The sequence below is a fragment of the Paraburkholderia kururiensis JCM 10599 = LMG 19447 genome (assembly GCF_003986935.1).
Taxonomy (GTDB): domain Bacteria; phylum Pseudomonadota; class Gammaproteobacteria; order Burkholderiales; family Burkholderiaceae; genus Paraburkholderia; species Paraburkholderia kururiensis.
Map to the genome: position 1 here is coordinate 139,292 of NZ_RJZE01000009.1, position 18,073 is coordinate 157,364.

Annotated in this window: 14 protein-coding genes; 8 read left to right on the forward strand and 6 right to left on the reverse strand. The window is 63.6% G+C overall.

From position 1 onward, the window contains the following. Positions 1–317: 317 nt before the first annotated feature. Positions 318–1,757 (reverse strand): alpha/beta fold hydrolase, encoded by a 1,440-nt coding sequence (locus PKKP23_RS12890; RefSeq protein WP_126877173.1) that lies wholly within the window; start codon positions 1,755–1,757, stop codon positions 318–320. Between the two features lie 181 nt (positions 1,758–1,938). Between PKKP23_RS12890 and PKKP23_RS12895 the strand changes: the two genes are divergently transcribed. From PKKP23_RS12895 to PKKP23_RS12905, 3 genes are all read left to right on the forward strand, one after another. Then, positions 1,939–2,517 carry a TetR/AcrR family transcriptional regulator gene (locus PKKP23_RS12895; RefSeq protein ID WP_017775613.1) on the forward strand — a complete coding sequence of 193 codons (579 nt, stop codon included), beginning with the start codon at positions 1,939–1,941 and terminating at the stop codon, positions 2,515–2,517. A 710-nt stretch (positions 2,518–3,227) separates the two neighbouring features. After that, positions 3,228–3,956, forward strand: a complete 729-nt coding sequence (locus PKKP23_RS12900; RefSeq protein WP_126877174.1) for a PadR family transcriptional regulator — start codon at positions 3,228–3,230, stop codon at positions 3,954–3,956. A gap of 29 nt (positions 3,957–3,985) precedes the next feature. After that, positions 3,986–4,804, forward strand: a complete 819-nt coding sequence (locus PKKP23_RS12905) for a siderophore-interacting protein (RefSeq protein WP_126877175.1) — start codon at positions 3,986–3,988, stop codon at positions 4,802–4,804. A gap of 89 nt (positions 4,805–4,893) precedes the next feature. Here PKKP23_RS12905 and PKKP23_RS12910 read toward each other — a convergent pair whose 3' ends face one another. Continuing rightward, the gene (locus PKKP23_RS12910; protein ID WP_275094571.1) at positions 4,894–6,012 is read right to left on the reverse strand and encodes a 3-deoxy-7-phosphoheptulonate synthase; all 1,119 of its coding nucleotides are present in this window, start codon (positions 6,010–6,012) and stop codon (positions 4,894–4,896) included. Between the two features lie 355 nt (positions 6,013–6,367). Here PKKP23_RS12910 and motA point away from each other — a divergent pair, with 355 nt between their 5' ends. Both motA and motB read left to right on the forward strand, forming a co-directional pair. Next, positions 6,368–7,237: a flagellar motor stator protein MotA gene (gene motA / locus PKKP23_RS12915; RefSeq protein ID WP_017775609.1), complete on the forward strand. Its 870-nt coding sequence runs from the start codon at positions 6,368–6,370 to the stop codon at positions 7,235–7,237. Between the two features lie 17 nt (positions 7,238–7,254). Beyond that, the gene (motB, locus tag PKKP23_RS12920; RefSeq protein ID WP_126877176.1) at positions 7,255–8,250 is read left to right on the forward strand and encodes a flagellar motor protein MotB; all 996 of its coding nucleotides are present in this window, start codon (positions 7,255–7,257) and stop codon (positions 8,248–8,250) included. Here the strand turns inward: motB and boxA are convergent. The 4 genes from boxA to PKKP23_RS12940 form a co-directional block, all read right to left on the reverse strand. Next, on the reverse strand, positions 8,244–9,515 hold the full coding sequence (boxA, locus tag PKKP23_RS12925; RefSeq protein WP_126877177.1) for a benzoyl-CoA 2,3-epoxidase subunit BoxA: 1,272 nt from the start codon (positions 9,513–9,515) through the stop codon (positions 8,244–8,246). The two genes, motB and boxA, sit on opposite strands and share 7 nt — an antisense overlap. A 70-nt stretch (positions 9,516–9,585) precedes the next feature. Further along, a complete protein-coding gene (gene boxB / locus PKKP23_RS12930) occupies positions 9,586–11,013 on the reverse strand; it encodes a benzoyl-CoA 2,3-epoxidase subunit BoxB (RefSeq protein WP_126877254.1) in 1,428 nt (475 codons plus the stop codon). A gap of 71 nt (positions 11,014–11,084) precedes the next feature. After that, positions 11,085–12,812, reverse strand: coding sequence for a 2,3-epoxybenzoyl-CoA dihydrolase (gene boxC / locus PKKP23_RS12935; RefSeq protein WP_126877178.1), 1,728 nt, complete (start codon positions 12,810–12,812; stop codon positions 11,085–11,087). 147 nt (positions 12,813–12,959) lie between these two features. Continuing rightward, positions 12,960–13,925, reverse strand: a complete 966-nt coding sequence (locus PKKP23_RS12940; RefSeq protein ID WP_126877179.1) for a helix-turn-helix transcriptional regulator — start codon at positions 13,923–13,925, stop codon at positions 12,960–12,962. A gap of 278 nt (positions 13,926–14,203) precedes the next feature. Between PKKP23_RS12940 and PKKP23_RS12945 the strand changes: the two genes are divergently transcribed. From PKKP23_RS12945 to PKKP23_RS12955, 3 genes are all read left to right on the forward strand, one after another. Then, entirely contained in the window at positions 14,204–14,671 is a 468-nt protein-coding gene (locus tag PKKP23_RS12945) for a DUF4863 family protein (protein ID WP_126877180.1), read from the forward strand. Between the two features lie 17 nt (positions 14,672–14,688). Then, a complete protein-coding gene (locus PKKP23_RS12950) occupies positions 14,689–16,299 on the forward strand; it encodes a 3,4-dehydroadipyl-CoA semialdehyde dehydrogenase (protein WP_126877181.1) in 1,611 nt (536 codons plus the stop codon). A gap of 175 nt (positions 16,300–16,474) precedes the next feature. Continuing rightward, the gene (locus PKKP23_RS12955; RefSeq protein WP_126877182.1) at positions 16,475–18,070 is read left to right on the forward strand and encodes a benzoate-CoA ligase family protein; all 1,596 of its coding nucleotides are present in this window, start codon (positions 16,475–16,477) and stop codon (positions 18,068–18,070) included. The last annotated feature ends 3 nt before the right edge of the window (positions 18,071–18,073 follow it).

Genomic DNA, 18,073 nt, shown 5'->3' on the forward strand with positions numbered 1-18,073 from the left:
AGGCGTTGGACTCATTGCCTTCATTCTGTTGACCGCGTTTGCTTGCCTGCGCCGACGGCCTTTGGCGGCTCGTCGGCATTCGAGTGCAGGCTTGCTTGCGCTCCTCTATGGCGCCCGTCATGTTGGCGCCCGCCCGGTTCCTGAGGATTGAGTGTCGAAGATAGCGTCGATTTCGATACTTTCGGCCTTTCGACCGCCTTCAGACCTTCAGCCTGAGCGCCTTCCTTCTTTTCCTCTATTCGTCAGCCGTCAGCCCGTCTTCCTGCCCGGCTGACTGCCGCGCCCGCGGTGTACGCGGGCGCATCGGCAAGGCAGCGTCAGGCGGCAGCGCCCGGCTGGAAGCCAGCGTCGATCTCGACCCGCGACAAGTGAGCGACCGTGTTGACGAGCGTCTTGCCCGCCACGGCCATTGCAATCGCCACCGCCGCACGACGATCGAAACCCGCCGCCTTCAACGTGTTGACGTCGCTATCCGACACCTGGGTGCGCTTCAACGCGATGGCAGTCGCGAACTGGCGCACCGCTTCCAGCTTCGGATCGGCGAGCACGCTGCCGCTGCGCAGCGCATCGACCACGTCTGCAGACGCGCCGAGCTTGCCGGCGAGCGTCGCGTGAACAGCCACGCCATAGTCGGCGGCATTCGCCCGGCTTGCCGCGGCCATTGCGACCTGCTGTGCCACCGCATCGAGCGAAGTTGTACCGAGCGAATGGAGCCAGGCCAGGTATGCGGAGAGCACTGGCGGCTCGACCGCAAGTGCATGGCCGAGATTAGGCACGAAACCGAACACGCCACGCATGGCGTCGAACAGCGGCCCGGTTTCATCCGACGCCGGCATGTCATTCAGTGCACCGAACAATGCCGGACCTTGCGCAACGTCCAGCGTCCGCGCGAAGAATGCCCGAACGATGCCTGCCACTTCGTCCAGATGCGATTCGAGCGGGAAGTGGCCTGCATCGACAAAACGCACCTCGGCATCGGGGATGTCGCGCCGGAACGCCTCGGCCCCTGCCGGCAGGAAGAACGGATCGTTCTTGCCCCACACAGCCAAGGTCGGCGGACGATGCGTGCGGAAATATTCATGAAAGCGCGGATAGGCGGCGACGTTGGCCTTGTAATCGCCGAACAGGTCGAGCTGGATCTCGTCGTTGCCCGTGCGATCGAGAAAATGCTGGTCGAGCGTGTAGCTCTCCGGCGCGATATGCGACGTATCACGCTCGCCATGCTCGTACTGGAACCGCGTGGTCCCTGCCGCCAGAAGGCTGCGCAGTTGCGCACGGTTCGCATCGGACGGGTCCTGCCAATAGGCGCGTATCGGGTTCCATCCTTCGCTCAAACCTTCCTCATAGGCGTTGCCGTTCTGCGAGACGAGCGCGGACACGCGGTCCGGGCGGGACGCAGCGAGGCGGAAGCCCACCGGCGCGCCGTAGTCGAACACGTACAACGCATAGCGCGTCAGGCCGATCACATCAGTGAAGCTTTCGATCACTTCGGCGAGGTGGTCGAAGGTATAGCCGAACGTCTTCGCGTCTGGTGCGTCGGAAAAGCCGAAACCGGGCAGATCCGGCGCAACCACGCGGTACTTGTCGGCCAGACGATCGATCAGCCCGCGGTACTGATGGCTCGAAGTCGGGAAACCGTGCAGCAACAGCACGGCGGGTGCGTCCTTCTGCCCGGCTTCGCGATAGAACAGGTTGACGGCGGTGCCGGTGCGGCGGTCGGAGACGGAAACGGTTTGATACGTGGCGAGCGTGGACATCGAGTTCTCCTGGATCACGGAAAGAGGCGTCGGTCTGAATTGATTGCGCACATTCACTGAACCGAACGATCGGTACAGTAGTAGGTGAGGATGCGCGTGTCAAGGATTGATTTGTGGATCAAGGCGACTTACCCTTTCGATCTGTACCGAACGATCAGTTTTCTGGAGAGGCGAAAGAACCATGGCTACCGCTCAGGCATCGAAGGACGAGATCATCGACCGGCTGTTCACCGTGTTCCGGGACCGCGGGTTCGAGGGGGCGTCGATTGCTGATCTGTCGCGCGCAACGGGCCTCGGCAAATCGAGCCTCTATCACCATTTCCCCGAAGGAAAGGAACAGATGGCTGCGGCGGTACTCGAGCGCGCCACGGCGGTGATCGATCGTGAAATCCTGAACGCGGCCCAATCGGCCGGCACGTTGAAAGCCCGCATCCGCAAAATCGTGGCCGCGCTGGATCGGATGTACCTGGGTGGACGCACGCCCTGCGTGCTCGGTCAACTCGCGACGTCCAATATCGGGTCGGTTGCGAGGCACGGTCTGCTACTGGCGTTTTCGCACTGGATCGACGCTGTCGAAGCGTTGGCGCGCGAAAGTGGCATGTCGCCAGCACGGGCGCGGCATTTCGCGGAAGACTGGGTTGCGCGCCTGCAAGGAGCGTTGATTCTGCAGGCTGCAAATGGGGATCTCGGGCCGTACAAGCGGGCCATGGCCGCATTGACCGAACTCGCAAAGGACGGCACGGACCGGACTTCCGAGTAGATGAATGCACGTCGTTCTGCGGCGCGAGCGAAATGCAATTCTCCGGTCGCAGCCAGGACACAGCGAAGACGTAAAAGTCCCAATCAAGCTGTGGCCGCCTCAGACGCTTCCGATATGCAACGCGTCATCGGCACCGTTCGTAAATTGTCGCGGTAACAGCGCCTCTGCTGAAATCGATTACGAAGACCCGCACTTCCCCATCTGGATTTTGCTTCGAGAATGGGGGCCATCACCTCAATGAACTTTTCCTTCGCGTCGTCAGCCACGAAGAACATGCTCGACGCGATTGCGGCACCAAGCATAGCGGTCCGCTGAGGGCGGGCACGCTACGCCTCATCCCTCAGTGTTCCGGAAAACGGGCTTTCAGGTCATCTGCCGCCTCCTGGAAAAACTCACCCACCCATTGCCGGAGCGGCGCCGCGCTGATGCCTGTCTCGGCCGACGCGCCGCGCGCGGCGCCGCCCTTTTCCTGACTCGTATCGAGCCTACCCACCGGTGGCGTGGACCTGCCACTTCACCGATCTCGACGCGACAGAGCATTCCGTGCGGCCCCGGTAATCGAGCGGCGCTTAGGTGTGGCTGCAGATTTCGCCGCCTATAGAAACTAGCCGGCGATAGCCAACACACATTCGAGCTAAAAACCGTTTGACAGACGCTCTTACGATATATATCTTAAGATACGTTTTACGACACTTATGAGGAGTCATCCCATGCGTCATCACCCGTTTTCCCGACACGGCGGCGCCCATCCGTTCCGTGACGGCTTTTCACTTCATGCGCTCTGGCACGCCATGGGCCGCCACCATCATCGCCGCGGCGGCACGTTCTGGGGCGAGGGATTCGGCGGCCCGGGCGGCTTCGGCGGCGAAGGCGACGGCTTCGGACGTGCACGAAAATTCACCTCCGAAGACCTCCAATTGCTGCTTCTCGCGCTGCTCGCGGAACAGCCCAGCCACGGCTATGAACTCATCAAGGCGCTCGATGCACGCTCGAACGGCTTCTATAGCCCGAGCCCCGGCATGGTCTATCCCGCACTCACCTATCTGGAGGAAGTGGGTTACGTCACGGTGCAGGTAGAAGGCAACCGCAAACGCTATGAGCTGTCCGATGCCGGCCGCGTCTATCTGGCCGAGAACCGTGAACGCGCCGACCTGATGCTCGCCAAACTCACGCACATCGCTCGCAAGATGGACATCATGCGTCGCGCGTTCGCGGGCGAAGAAGCTCCGGACACGACGGAAGGCGGCTGGGTGCCCGAACTCGTGGAAGCGCGACGCGCGCTCAAACATGCACTATTGCGCCGCACCGATGCGACGCCCGACGAGCAGCGCCGCATTGCCGCCATCCTCGCCCGCGCCACGGCGGAAATTGAGGGCGACGGCGAGCACGGCGGTCAGCACGGCGGTCAGCGCGGCGGCCGCCCCGCAGACGACATCTGAACGCCAATGCATCCAATCTGGAGGGCTTCATGCAAGAGAATGCCAGTCTCGACGTAATACGTATCCGTCATCCCTTGAAGTTCCGTTTGGTACAGGTCGCGCGAGTGCATGCAGTCACGCCCTCGCTGGTACGAGTCACGCTCACGGGCGACGACCTGCATGATTTCGAGTCCGCCTCGTTCGACGACCACGTAAAGGTCTTTTTCCCGGAACCGGGCGCGATGAAACCCACTCTGCCTACCCTGGGCCCCGAAGGCATTGTCTGGCCGGAAGGTCTGCCCAAACCTGTTGCACGCGACTACACCCCGCGCCGCTTCGACCGTGCCGCGCGCGAACTCGACATCGAATTCGTGCTGCACGATGCAGGGCCTGCTTCGGCATGGGCTGCGCAGGCAAAAGCCGGTCAATACCTCGGCATTGGGGGGCCGCGTGGGTCGATGGTGATTCCGGCGGGTTTCGACTGGCACCTGCTTGTCGGCGACGAGACCGCGTTGCCCGCCATCGCCCGCCGCCTGGAAGAACTGCCGCAAGGCGTGCGCGCGGCGGTCGTGCTCGAAGTGGGCGATCCGTCCGCGCGTATCGAGTTTCGTACGGCCGCCAGCCTCTACACCGTCTGGCGCTATCGCGACGAGGCGTGGCGCGGCGATGCGTGCGGACTGGTCGAAGCCGTGCGCGAAACGTATCTGCCGCCGGGCACCGGCTTCGTCTGGGCCGCGGGCGAGTCGTCAGCGATCCGCGCCGTGCGCGAGTATCTGTGCAACGAGCGTGGCGTCGACAAGAAGTGCATTCGTGCGTCGAGCTACTGGCGCCGCGGCGCACAGGCGGTGCACGAGTCGATCGACGACTGAATATGCAGCCGCGCGCCCATATGCCTTGGTGGGCTTGAACCGCCCTGACAGACGAGCGCGCAGCGGTATGGAGTGACGTGCAATAAAGTTCAGGCGCGACGGCGTGCCCGCACGGCCTCGGCGAGTTCCTGCAGCACCGGCTCCGTCTGGCTCCAGCCAAGGCATGCGTCGGTAATCGACACGCCACGCTTGAGCGGCACGCCCGGCTTGAGGTCCTGGCGTCCCTCTTCCAGGTGACTCTCGATCATCACGCCCACAATGCGGCGTTCGCCCGCCGATAGTTGCAGCGCCAGATCGTGGGCCACGTCGCGCTGACGCAGGTGGGACTTGTTCGAGTTCGCATGCGAGCAATCGACCATGACCTGCTCGGGCAACCCCGCCGCATGCAGCGCGGCGCAAGCTTCGGCAATCGATGCGTTGTCGTAGTTCGGCCCCTTCTTGCCGCCGCGCAGGATCACGTGCGTGTCCTCGTTGCCGCGCGTTTCGAAGATCGCGGCCATGCCCATCTTCGTCATGCCCATGAAGGCGTGGCTCGCGCGCGCCGCAACGATCGCATCCGCGGCGATCTGCACGCCGCCGTCCGTACCGTTCTTGAAGCCGATCGGGCAGCTGAGGCCGGAAGCGAGTTGCCGGTGGCTCTGGCTTTCCGTCGTGCGCGCACCGATTGCGCCCCACGCGACGAGGTCCGCAATGTATTGCGGGCTCAGCAGATCGAGAAACTCCGTTCCCGTGGGCAGACCTAGCGCGTCGATGTCGAGCAACAACTGGCGCGCCGCACGCAGCCCCTCGTTGATACGGAAGCTGCCGTCCAGCCGCGGGTCGTTGATGTAGCCTTTCCAGCCCACCGTGGTGCGCGGCTTTTCGAAATACACGCGCATCACGATCAGCAATTCGTCACGCAGCGCGTCGGCACTGCGCTTCAGGGCATGTGCGTATTCCATGGCCTGATCGTGATCGTGAATCGAGCACGGCCCTACCACCGCGATGAGACGGTCGTCGCGCCCCTTCAGCACATTCGCAATGGCGGCGCGGCTTGCTTCCACGAGCGTCTGCGTCGCCTCGGGCACAGGCAGTTCGTCGAGCAGCAGCGCCGGGGAAATGAGCGGGCGCACCGCGCCGATGCGCACGTCGTCGATGCGGGTGGTGTCCTGGGTGGCGTCGGCCACGCCGGCTTCCTGATCGTGCTGCGGGTTGTCGATGCGCGTCACGGCATGCTCCTGCGGATACGAAGACTGGTGGAAAGTCACGGATTATCTCACCGCGCGGGCGCCAAAGCGCCGGCTGCGGCAACACTGGCCAAGGACGCGAGCCGCTGCGACCATGCGCCTCAACTGCTTCCGAAGATTCAAGGGCCTGAGAGCTCGGACCCATTCCTCGGGGCGACGATGCATGCAGAACGCAAACATCGAACAACGAGGCATGGAAAATTCTCACGCGACCACACTTCAGCAACTTCGCGCTGCTGCCGATATCAAGGCCATACAACAACCATGGATATGCGCGACGTTCGCTTTGGAACACCCGTTTCAGTGCCATGCCGCAATCCGCTTTCTGGGAGCCAGCATGTTTGTCGCCATTGGATGGGTGGTCGTGATTGGGTCGGTCATCGGCAGTTTCGTGGGCGTGGGCGGGCATCTGCCCGCGCTCGTGCAACCGTTCGAATTCCTCTGCATCTTCGGTGCCGCCGTGGGCGCGTTCGTGGTCAGCAATCCTGTCTCCACACTTCGCAAAACGTTGAAAAGCCTGCCCGCGTGCTTCAAGGGCCCCGGCTACTCGAAGGAAAAATATCTCGAGCTCATCGCCCTGCTGTACGAGCTGCTCCAAAAGGCGCGCAAGGACGGCATGATGGCGCTCGAGGCGGACGTCAACGCGCCGGAGGAAAGCGCGATCTTCCAGAAGTACTCGCACGTGCTTGAAGACCATCATCTGCTCGACTTCATCGTGGACTATCTGCGCATGATGTCCACGGGCAACGTCAACGTGCTCGAAGTGCAGGACTTGATGGACGAAGAGCTTGCAACGCATCACGCCGAGTCTTCGGTGGCGGCACAGGCCATCCAGAAGATGGCAGATGGCCTGCCCGCGTTCGGCATCGTGGCCGCCGTGATGGGCGTCGTGCACACCATGGGGTCCGTAGGCGCGCCGCCCGCGGTACTTGGCGAGATGATTGCCGGCGCGCTCGTGGGCACCTTCCTCGGCATCCTGCTTTCGTATGGCTTCATCGGCCCGGTTGCAGACCTGCTCAGTGCACGCGGACGCGCCGAAGCGAAACCGTTTCAGTGCGTGAAGGCCGTGCTGCTCGCGTCGTTGAGCGGCTATGCGCCCGCGATCGCCGTCGAGTTCGGTCGCAAGGTGCTCTTCACTGCGGACCGCCCGAGCTTCCAGGAACTCGAAGACGCGGTGCGCGCGACGAAGTCGCCCAAAGCGGCCTGACCCGCGGGGAGTCACGTATGGCGACGAAACCTCCCAACGGGAACCGGTCCTCGCAGCGCGAAGAACTGGCGGCCATCATCGTGCGCCGCGGGCGGCGCCACGAAGAGCATGGGCATCATGGCGGCGCATGGAAGATCGCCTATGCCGACTTCGTGACGGCCATGATGGCGTTCTTCCTGCTGATGTGGCTGCTCGGATCCACGTCGAAATACGAGAAGCAGGGTATTGAGGATTACTTCAATACGCCTCTCTCGGTCATGCTCGGCACGAAGGACGGCTCGGGCGCCTCGCGCCCCAATGTCGTACAAGGCGGCGGCCGCGACCTCGCGAACACGAAGCCCGGCGACGGTGCGCAACAGCAGCCGCAACCTGCATCAGCTCACGCGGCGTCGGTCGCGGTGCCCGCGCCGGCCGACACGGAAAAGCTCAAGCAATTGAAAGCGAAGCTCTCCGCGTTGATCGAGCAGACCCCTGCATTGCGCGCGTTCAAGGACCAGATCCGCATCTCCATCACGAACGAAGGGCTGCGCATCGAAATCGTCGATTCGCAGAACCGGCCTATGTTCGCATCAGGCAGCGCGAAACCGGAGAGCTATGCGACCACGATCCTCATGCAGATCGGCTCCGCACTGAACGACGTGGAAAACCGCATCTCGATTGCAGGCCACACCGATGCCGTACCCTACAGCGGCGGTACGGCCGGCTATTCGAACTGGGATCTCTCGTCAGATCGCGCGAATGCGGCGCGCCGCGCGCTCGTAGCCGGCGGCATGCGTGAGGACAAGGTGCTGCAGGTGCGCGGCCTCGCCGACGTGCTGCCGCTCGATCGCAACGTGGCCGACGAACCCACCAATCGTCGCATCAGCATTCTCGTGCTCAATCATGCAGCGGAGCAGGCGTTCTTCAGCGACGGCGGCCGCACGACGATAAACGGTGGGCAGCCGTTGAACCTGCACGGCACAAATGCGCCCGTAGTCAGCACCGCCGCTGCGGCGCCGGTTGCAACTCAATAAGTCTCCAGATGCAGGCGCCCTTCCCGGACAAGGCGCGGCCATAGCGTGTCCCACGCGAGGCCGTGCTGCCCGGCGATGTCCCGCAGTGTCTGCAGTACGCCCTCCTCCATGCCCTTCAAGCCGCACACATAGAGGTAAGTGTTGGCATCCCTGAGCAATTGCGCAACGTCAGCAGCACGTTCGCGCATCGCATCCTGCACGTAGCGCTTCGGCTCGCCTGGCGTTCGCGAGAACGCCAACGTGGTATCGATGAAATCCTTCGGCAAGTTCGTGAGCGGCCCGAAATACGGAAGTTCCTCGCGCGTGCGCGCACCGAAGAACAGCATCAACTTGCCCGTTGCACCCTTCAGCCTGCGGCGACGCCGATACTCCGTCATTGCACGCATGGGCGCGGATCCTGTTCCCGTGCAGATCATGAGCAGATGCGAATCGGGATGGTTAGGCATCAGAAACGTGCTGCCGAACGGCCCGATCACCTGCACGCGGTCGCCTTTTTTCAGATCGCAGAGATAGTTCGAGCACACGCCGTGCGCCGCATCGCCATGGTGGTCGCGCGTCACGCGCTTCACCGTGAGCGACACGTTGTTGTAGCCCTTGCGCTCGCCGTCGCGTGGACTCGCAATCGAATATTGCCTTGCATGGTGCAGTTTGCCGTCTTTCGTCGCGCCCGGCGGCAAGATACCGATGGACTGGCCTTCCAGCACGGGAAACGGCAATGCGCCGAAGTCGAGCACGATGTGATGGATGTCGCTTTCGGCGGTCTCGTCGGTCACGCGGTAATTGCCGGCCACTGTCGCAACCACAGGCGCCTTGTGCGTGTAGAGATTCACGTAAGGTTTCGCGGCCGACCATGGCGGCACCGTGGAACCACGCACGGTGTCCACGTCGGGTCCTTCGGATTCGTCGTCTTCCATGCCCGCTGTTCTCGCCGCGCCGTTCCCCTCGAGCGCCGTCTGCTGGGCAAGCGTGTCGAGTGCCGCACTCGCCGCCGTACTTTGTGCCGGCAACGCGTCCCACGTGAACTGCTCTTCGATGCCGTATGCGTCGGCCTTCAATACCGTGCGCCAGTTGTCGATCGCGCCCGTGGGGCACGGCGGCACGCACGCCATGCAGCCGTTGCAGACCTCAGCGTCGACCACGTAGTTGTTGCTGTCGTGCGTGATCGCGTCGATGGGGCAGGTTTCCTCACAGGTGTTGCACCGGATGCAGATCTCAGGATCGATCAGATGCTGCCGGAGGACTTCGATGGGTGCGGGTCCGTTCATGTCTGCTCCCCTTTCCGCGGCGGCGGCTATCTTGTGCGGCATGACACCGTGTGCCGCCGCGCGGAAAGACTTAGTTGAAACGCACGTACTCGAACTCGACGGGCTGACGGTTGATGCCCATCGCAGGCGGCGCAATCCAGTTCGCAAACTTCCCGGGCTCGGCCACGCGACCCATCAGCGAGGCCACGTAGGCACGGTCTTCTGCGGAAGGCAGCCACGCAGCTTCATTCGCGGCCCATTCCGTTTCGCTCACGATGCGGCCATCCGGCGAGACACGAACACCCGCGAACGTGCCGATGCGGCGATTGAACGCCTTGTGCGGCACCGTCAGGCGGAAATCGATGCCGGCCTTTTCGAGGACCTTGTTCCAGCGATTCACGCCCGCCACGGAGTCTTTGATGTAATCGTCGCGCAGCACCTCGTTCATCGCGTTAAGCATGGGAACCTCGCGCTCCACGAGCCGGCCGTCCTCCACGTCGAGCAGGCGATATTGCTGGCCGTTCAATTGATGATCGTCGTCGCGCTTGCCCTCTTCGTAGCGTCCCTTCAGGCCAGAGCTATAGAACGTTGCGGCATTGGACGACTGGTCCGCACCGAACAGGTCGACCGTCACCGAGTAGTGAAAATTGAGATACCGCTGGATCGTGTCGAGGTCGATCACGCCTGCAGCGCGCAGCCGTGCCGGGTCTTCGGTGCGAAGCTCGTTCATCACCTGGGCCGTGCGCTGCACGACACGCGAGACACCCGATTCGCCCACGAACATGTGATGCGCCTCTTCCGTCAACATGAACTTCGTCGTCCGTGCCAGCGGATCGAAACCCGACTCCGCAAGTGCCGACAACTGGAACTTGCCGTCACGATCCGTGAAGTACGTGAACATGAAGAACGAGAGCCAGTCAGGCGTTCTTTCGTTGAACGCGCCCAGAATGCGCGGGTTGTCTTCATCGCCCGAACGGCGACCGAGCAACGCTTCGGCTTCCTCACGACCATCCCGGCCGAAGTAACGATGTAGCAGATAAACCATCGCCCACAGATGACGACCTTCTTCCACGTTCACCTGGAAGAGGTTGCGCAGATCGTAGAGCGAAGGCGCCGTGAGGCCCAGATGACGCTGCTGCTCCACCGACGCCGGCTCCGTGTCCCCCTGCGTGACGATGATGCGGCGCAGATTCGCACGATGCTCGCCCGGCACGTCCTGCCACGCGGGCTCCCCCTTGTGTTCTCCGAAATGAATCTTGCGGTCGGCCTCGCCCGGCGTGAGAAAAATGCCCCAGCGATAGTCGGGCATCTTCACGTAATCGAAATGCGCCCAGCCACCGGGATCGACGCTCACGGCCGTGCGCAGATACACGTCGTAGTCGTGCGAGCCGTCCGGGCCCATGTCGGCCCACCACGAGAGGAAGTTCGGTTGCCATTGTTCGAGCGCGCGTTGCAGCGTGCGATCGTCGGCGAGATTCACGTTGTTCGGAATCTTCTCGCTGTAGTTGATCGAGGTGATCGTGGACATATCGGTTCCTTGTGCGAATGCTGCGAGTGTCGGTTTGCGTTGCGCCTGTGGCGAATGCGGCTTCAGACGCGGGCCACGTCGAACTGCGCCTTGCTGCCCTTGCCGTACACCTTGAGCGCGCCCTTCTCGCCCACCGCGTTTGGCCGGTTGAAAATCCAGTTCTGCCAGGCAGAGAGGCGGCCGAAGATGCGTGTCTCCATTGTCTCGGGTCCGTTGAAGCGAAGGTTCGCTTCGAGGCCTGTCAGGGCGTCCGGCGACATCGCGGTGCGCTCTTCAAGCGCGATGCGGATCTCGTCGGCCCAGTCGATGTCGTCGGGCGCAGCGGTGACGAGACCCAGACGATCGGCCTCGACCGGCTTCACTGACGTTCCGATCGTGGCGCGCACGGCGTCGAGCTGCGCGGCATCGTCGTAGAAACGACGCGCAAGGCGCGACTGATGCGTGACCATGGGATACAGACCGAAGTTGACTTCGGAGAGCGTGATGGCGGGCTCTTCGTCCTCGTTGGCGGGCAGCGCCGCCATGTAGCTGCGGTCGGCGGCGAACGCGAGTTCCGCGAACGTGCCCGCGAAGCAAGAACCCGGCTCAATGAGCGCGAACAAGGAGCGCGACGATACGTCGATACGTGCGAGCGTGCGGCGCAGCATGCCGATGGTCTCGCGCACCAACCAGTGCTCGCGATGCGCCATAAGCACCGCGTCGGCGGCGAGCACCGCGCGTGCGTCACCTTCCGTCTTGAAGATCCACGTGCCGATGTCGAGCTCGTTGGTGCGCATCGAGAGAATCGCGTCGTCGAGTTCGCGCGCGAACTGCAGCGGCCACCAGTTGGCGCCGGCCGCCACGATGGCGTCGATGTTGTCCGGCTGCGGCCCTTGCGGCGCTTTCGCCGTGAAGGTGGCGATTCGGCGCGCACGGTCGATCGCGACTTCAACGGTGTGATACGAGAGTCCGTTCTCGCGGTCCGTGCGTTCGATACGCGTGAGCGCTACGCCTTTCGCCTCCGCCGGACGGTCGCTCTGCGCAGCGAGTTCCAGCGCGCGCGCCTTGATAGCGTGATCGAACTGATTCGGCTTCACGACCTCGTCCACGAGGCGCCACGCCTTGGCGCGCTCGCCGCGAATGCCCTCCACCACCGTGCAGAAGATATCGGCGCGATCGTGACGCACATGGCGCTTGTCGGTCAGACGCGTCAGTCCGCCCGTGCCCGGCAGCACGCCGAGCAGCGGGACTTCCGGCAGGGCCACCGACGACGAGCGGTCGTCTACCAGCCAGATTTCGTCGCACGCCATGGCGAGTTCATAGCCGCCGCCCGCGCACGCGCCGTTTACCGCGGCGAGAAACTTGAGTCCGGAATGGCGCGACGAGTCTTCCATTCCATTGCGCGTTTCATTCGTGAACTTGCAGAAGTTGACCTTCCATGCATGCGAAGACAGGCCGAGCATGAAGATGTTGGCACCCGAGCAGAACACGCGGTCCTTCAGGCTGGTCAGCACCACGCTGCGAACTTCAGGATGCTCGAAGCGGATGCGCTGGATTGCATCGTGCAGTTCGATGTCGACGCCGAGATCATATGAATTCAGCTTCAGGCGGTAGCCGTCGCGAATGCCGCCATCTTCGGCGATGTCGATGCCGAGCGTAGCCACGGGGCCCTCGAACGTCAGCTTCCAGTGGCGGTACTGGGATGGATCGGTACGGTAGTCGACGCGAGTGGCTGCGACCCCGAGCGGGGCTGCGGCGGAAGGGGTGGAAGCGGTGGCATGAAGCGGGTGAGCGGCTTGCGCTGAGGACATGGGTGTCTCCTGGACGGTGCAGTGCATGCTGTTTCACCGAAACATAATGCACTACATTTCCCATGTAAAGCCTATAAATGCATTTTAATGCATGTTAGCGGGTAAACCCCGACCGCCGCCCCGGTGTGGGTGAACCTGCCGTTAGCGCTAGCCCGCCCGCGAAGCTTCCCTGTCGGCTTCAGCCGCCAGCCTGACGGCAAGCCGGTCGCGCAGTTGCAGATAGGCGTCCGCGAGCGTCTTTTCGCTCGTATCGAAGGTCATGTCGGCGCGGCCGTAGAGTTCGTCGCGTCCCGCCAGAATGCGTTTGAGGTCGTCCATCGCCTCGCTGTTGCCGGACATGGGACGCAGGTCGCCCTGCGCCACCACCCGGCGCATGTGCTCCTCCGGGCTCGCCTGGAGCCAGACCGTGAAGCAGTGCGCAAGCAGCGTGTTGAATGTGCCGGGTTCGGAAACGAGCCCGCCAGGCGAGGCGATTACAGCCCGCTCATGCTCGCGGATCACGGCCTCCAGCGCGCGATGCTCATAACGACGGTAGGCACTCGCGCCATAAAGCGAGTGAATTTCAGCGGGCGGGCAGCCAGCCAGTTGCTCGATCACGCGCGTGAGTTCGACGAACGGCGCCTTGAGTTCCTGCGCCAGCATGCGGCCCAGCGTGGACTTGCCGGCGCCGCGCAGGCCGATCAACGCAATGCGGTGCTGGCGGTGCGGGTCGCGCGGCGCCTGCGAGAACATCTCGGAAAGCGCAATGCGTGCGCGTTGCAGCGCGGCCTGGTCGCGCCCGTGCAGCAGCTCGCGAATCAGCAGCCACTCCGCCGACGACGTCGTTTCGTCGCCGATGATCTCCGCCAGCGCGCAGTTGAGTGTGGCCGCAATCTGCCGCAGGACAAGCACCGAGGCGTTTCCCGTGCCGGACTCCAGATTCGCAAGGTGGCGTTCCGAAAGCCCCGACTCAGAGGCCAGCGACTTGCGGGTTATGCCCCGGCGCGCCCGCAGCAGACGCACGCGTTCGCCCATTGCCGACAGGAAGGGATCGCGTGTTTCGCGCTCTGCTTCGGTCTTGCCCAGTTCTTCCGCGGCCTCGGCACGCAGCTCTCCGGCGTAAGTTTGCTTCATGTTTTGCGGTCCATGCTTATCAGTAGATGTACTATAGTGCTTGACATGCATCATGGCGAACGGTTAATTTTCGCCACAAATGACTTCGATCACAAATCTTCCGCTGCGCCCCGATCGGAGTCCGATGCGTCTCTGCCGCGCCGAAGCAGGCAGCAGCGGCAATTCACTGCCGCCGCTGCACCTGCCAGGCTCGCTGCCCACATCGCACCCCGGGCACGCGCTAGCCACGCAGCCGCATGAACTTGCGTGCATACGCCAAACACTGGAGAGAGACAGGCATGTCCCCTCAGGAATTCCAGCGCCTGATTGCAGGCGTGACGGAACAGATCGCCGGCAGACCGCTAGACGATGCCCTTTCCACATGGCTCAACGCAACCTGGCCAGAAGGCAGCCCGATGTTCCGGGACCTGGCGGACGCGTGCCGTGCGGGCGTGACCCAAGGCTGGCTCTGTAACCGGGAAGCGGGCGGCATCCGCTACGGGCGCGTCTTCAAGCCAGTGCCGGAACTGCATGGCTTTTCTGTCGACGTGGTGGACATGAACGAGATTGCCGGTCCACATCATCGTCACCCCAACGGCGAGATCGACCTGATCATGCCGCTCACCGAAGGCGCCTTATTCGACGGCCGCTCTGCCGGCTGGTGCGTGTACGGCCCCGGCAGCGCGCATCGGCCCACCGTTTCCGAAGGCCGCGCACTGGTGCTCTATCTGCTGCCGGAAGGCGCAATCGAGTTCACTGCATCCTGACGAGGCGAGACACACCCATGACTGAGCTTCTGAAGAATCATGCAGGCGGCCGCTGGGTTGCCGGCCAGGGCGACGGCACGATCCTGCGCGATCCTGTAACGGGCGAAGCGCTCGTGCGCGTGTCGAGCGACGGGATCGATCTGCCGGATGCATTCCGCTTCGCGCGGGAGCAAGGCGGCAGCGCGCTGCGTCAGCTCACGTATGCCGAGCGCGCCGCGCGGCTCGCTGACATCGTGAAGCTGCTGCAATCGAAACGCGACGACTACTATGCGATCGCCACCGCCAACTCCGGCACGACACGCAACGACTCGGCTGTCGACATCGACGGTGGCATTTTCACGCTCTCGTATTACGCGAAGCTGGGCGCATCGCTCGGGTCCGTGCGCGCGCTGCGCGAAGGCGCCGCCGTGTCGCTCAGCAAGGACCAGTCGTTCGCCGCTCAGCACGTGTTGACACCCACGCACGGCGTGGCGCTCCTCATCAACGCGTTCAACTTCCCTTCGTGGGGACTGTGGGAAAAAGCCGGCCCCGCCCTGCTTTCGGGGGTGCCGATCATCGTCAAGCCCGCCACCGCGACGGCCTGGCTCACGCACCGCATGGTGGCCGACGTCGTGGAGGCCAACATCCTGCCGCCCGGCGCGCTCTCCGTCATCTGCGGCAGCGCGGCGGGTCTGCTCGATCAGATTCAGGCGTTCGACGTGGTTTCCTTCACCGGCTCTGCGCAAACTGCGGCGACGCTGCGCGCTCACCCCGCTTTCGTCGAGCGCGGTGCGCGGCTGAACGTGGAGGCCGACAGCCTCAATAGCGCAATGCTCTGCGCGGGCACGTCGCCCGACTCGCCCGCATTCGACCTGTTCGTGAACGAGGTAGCGCGTGAAATGACCGTGAAGTCCGGCCAGAAATGCACGGCGATTCGCCGCGCGTTCGTGCCGGCGCCGCTTTTCGACGCGGCTGTGGAAGCCCTCAAGGCCAAACTCGCCAGGGTCACGGTGGGCAACCCGCGCAACGAAAGCGTACGCATGGGGTCGCTTGTGAGCCGTGCTCAACTCGAGAACGTGCGCGCAGGCATTGCGCTGCTGCGCGAAGAGGCCACGCTCGCATTCGACGGATCGACCGTGCCGCTCGTCGATGCGGACGCCTCCGTTGCCGCATGCATCGGCCCGCATCTTTTCGCCATGCGTGACCCCGACACCGCGAAGCACCTCCATGACGTCGAAGTGTTCGGCCCTGTGGCCACCGTGGCACCGTACCGCATCGAAAGCGCAGGCGTCCCTTCAGGCGACACCTTGCCCGAAGCGCATGCCATCGCACTCGCGCGGCGCACTCACGGGTCGCTCGTTGCATCCGTCTATGGCGACGACGACGTCCACCTCGCCCGCGTGGCGTTGGCGCTTGCCGATTCGCACGGTCGCGTGCACGTCGTCTCGCCGAACGCGCAGACCAGCCACACCGGCCACGGCAACGTCATGCCGATGTCGCTCCACGGCGGCCCGGGCCGCGCAGGCGGTGGAGAAGAACTGGGCGGTCTGCGCGCGCTGCATTTCTACCACCGGCGTGCCGCGATCCAGCAGGCTGCCGGGGGAATCGACGCGATCGCGCAACTCACCACGCGAATCGATCAACCGTAACTGGCAGCAAAACGATAGACCCGAGAGACACAACCCGCCACACGTCAAAGCCGTCAACGAACGGCAATGCGTTCAGCCGGCACATGCAAGCGCATTGAGATCAGAGAGACGAGACACACGCGGCCCGCAGAGCCCGACGCAGATCGGCCCTTGGCCGCACAAGCCTGGAGGAACCATGGAAGCCTTGCTGGAAACGCCGGCCAACCGGCCCGTATCGATTGCCGAACCGCCGCCGGCGCAGTTCAATTTCGCGACGCACGTGTTCCGTCTGAACGAGGCGCGTGCGAGCAAGGCGGCCTATATCGACGATGCAGGCGCCACCTCCTACGGCGAACTCGAAGACCGCGCGCGGCGCTTCGCCAGTGCACTGCACGCCCTCGGCATTCACGCCGAGGAGCGCCTGCTGCTCGTCATGCAGGATACGGTCGAGTTGCCGGTCGCGTTCCTCGGCGCGCTCTACGCGGGCGTCGTGCCTGTGGTGGCGAATACGCTGCTCACATCGGCCGACTACACCTACATGCTCTCGCACGGCCACGCGCGCGCCGTGATTGCGTCGGGCCCCGTACTCGCCAACGTGCGCGAAGCGCTCGCGGGCGCAGAAAGCGACGATTGCATGCTGATCGTCTCGCGTCCCATGGACGCGACCGCCGAAGCACCGCAGCGCGTGCTGCACGAGCTGACCGATCAGGCCGCGCCCGCCGCGAAGCCTGCATCCACGGGTGCCGACGACATCGCCTTCTGGCTCTACTCGTCGGGTTCAACGGGAAAGCCCAAGGGCACCGTGCATACTCACGCGAACCTGTACTGGACCGCGGAGCTTTACGCCAAACCCGTTCTCGGCATTCATGAGGATGACGTAGTGTTCTCTGCGGCCAAGCTTTTCTTCGCGTACGGACTCGGCAACGGCCTCACGTTCCCGCTCTCGGTGGGCGCCACCACTGTACTGATGGCTGAGCGCCCCACGCCCGCCGCCGTGTTCGAGCGCCTCGCGAAGCACCGCCCCACCATCTTCTACGGCGTGCCGACGCTCTACGCGAACATGCTCTCGTCACCTCAGTTGCCCCCTCGCGACGATGTGGCACTGCGCGTGTGCGCCTCGGCCGGCGAGGCCTTGCCACGCGAAGTCGGCGAGCGCTTTACTGCGCATTTCGGCTGCGAAATTCTCGACGGCATTGGCTCGACGGAAATGCTGCACATCTTTCTCTCGAATCGGCCGGGCGAAGTGGAGTACGGCACGACGGGACGCCCTGTGCCGGGCTACGAGGTCGAACTGCGCGACGAAGCCGGGCAGCCTGTGGCCGAGGGCGAAGTGGGCGACCTCTATATCAAGGGGCCTAGCGCCGCGCTCATGTACTGGGGCAATCGCGAGAAAAGCCGCGCCACGTTTCTGGGCGAATGGCTGCGCAGCGGCGACAAATATCGCAAACTGCCCAATGGTTGCTACGTCTACGCGGGGCGCAGCGACGACATGCTGAAGGTCAGCGGTCAATACGTGTCACCCGTGGAAGTCGAGATGGTGCTCGTGCAGCACGAGGCGGTGCTGGAGGCCGCAGTGGTGGGTGTCGATCACAGCGGGCTCGTGAAAACGCGGGCTTTCGTTGTGCTCAAGCCCGGCATTGCGCCACTCGATAGGCTCGTGGACGAGCTGAAGGCATTCGTGAAGGAACGGCTCGCACCCCACAAGTATCCGCGCGACATCCAGTTCGTGGACGACCTGCCGAAGACCGCAACGGGTAAGATTCAACGGTTCAAACTACGCGAACTGCTTTGAGGT

Coding starts and splice junctions, on each gene's coding strand:
- PKKP23_RS12905 (WP_126877175.1), top strand. CDS start 3,986: ATGCAAGAGAATGCCAGTCTCGACGTAATACGTATCCGTCATCCCTTG.
- motB (WP_126877176.1), top strand. CDS start 7,255: ATGGCGACGAAACCTCCCAACGGGAACCGGTCCTCGCAGCGCGAAGAA.
- PKKP23_RS12900 (WP_126877174.1), top strand. CDS start 3,228: ATGCGTCATCACCCGTTTTCCCGACACGGCGGCGCCCATCCGTTCCGT.
- PKKP23_RS12945 (WP_126877180.1), top strand. CDS start 14,204: ATGTCCCCTCAGGAATTCCAGCGCCTGATTGCAGGCGTGACGGAACAG.
- PKKP23_RS12895 (WP_017775613.1), top strand. CDS start 1,939: ATGGCTACCGCTCAGGCATCGAAGGACGAGATCATCGACCGGCTGTTC.
- PKKP23_RS12890 (WP_126877173.1), bottom strand. CDS start 1,757: ATGTCCACGCTCGCCACGTATCAAACCGTTTCCGTCTCCGACCGCCGC.
- boxC (WP_126877178.1), bottom strand. CDS start 12,812: ATGTCCTCAGCGCAAGCCGCTCACCCGCTTCATGCCACCGCTTCCACC.
- PKKP23_RS12955 (WP_126877182.1), top strand. CDS start 16,475: ATGGAAGCCTTGCTGGAAACGCCGGCCAACCGGCCCGTATCGATTGCC.
- boxA (WP_126877177.1), bottom strand. CDS start 9,515: ATGAACGGACCCGCACCCATCGAAGTCCTCCGGCAGCATCTGATCGAT.
- motA (WP_017775609.1), top strand. CDS start 6,368: ATGTTTGTCGCCATTGGATGGGTGGTCGTGATTGGGTCGGTCATCGGC.
- PKKP23_RS12940 (WP_126877179.1), bottom strand. CDS start 13,925: ATGAAGCAAACTTACGCCGGAGAGCTGCGTGCCGAGGCCGCGGAAGAA.
- PKKP23_RS12950 (WP_126877181.1), top strand. CDS start 14,689: ATGACTGAGCTTCTGAAGAATCATGCAGGCGGCCGCTGGGTTGCCGGC.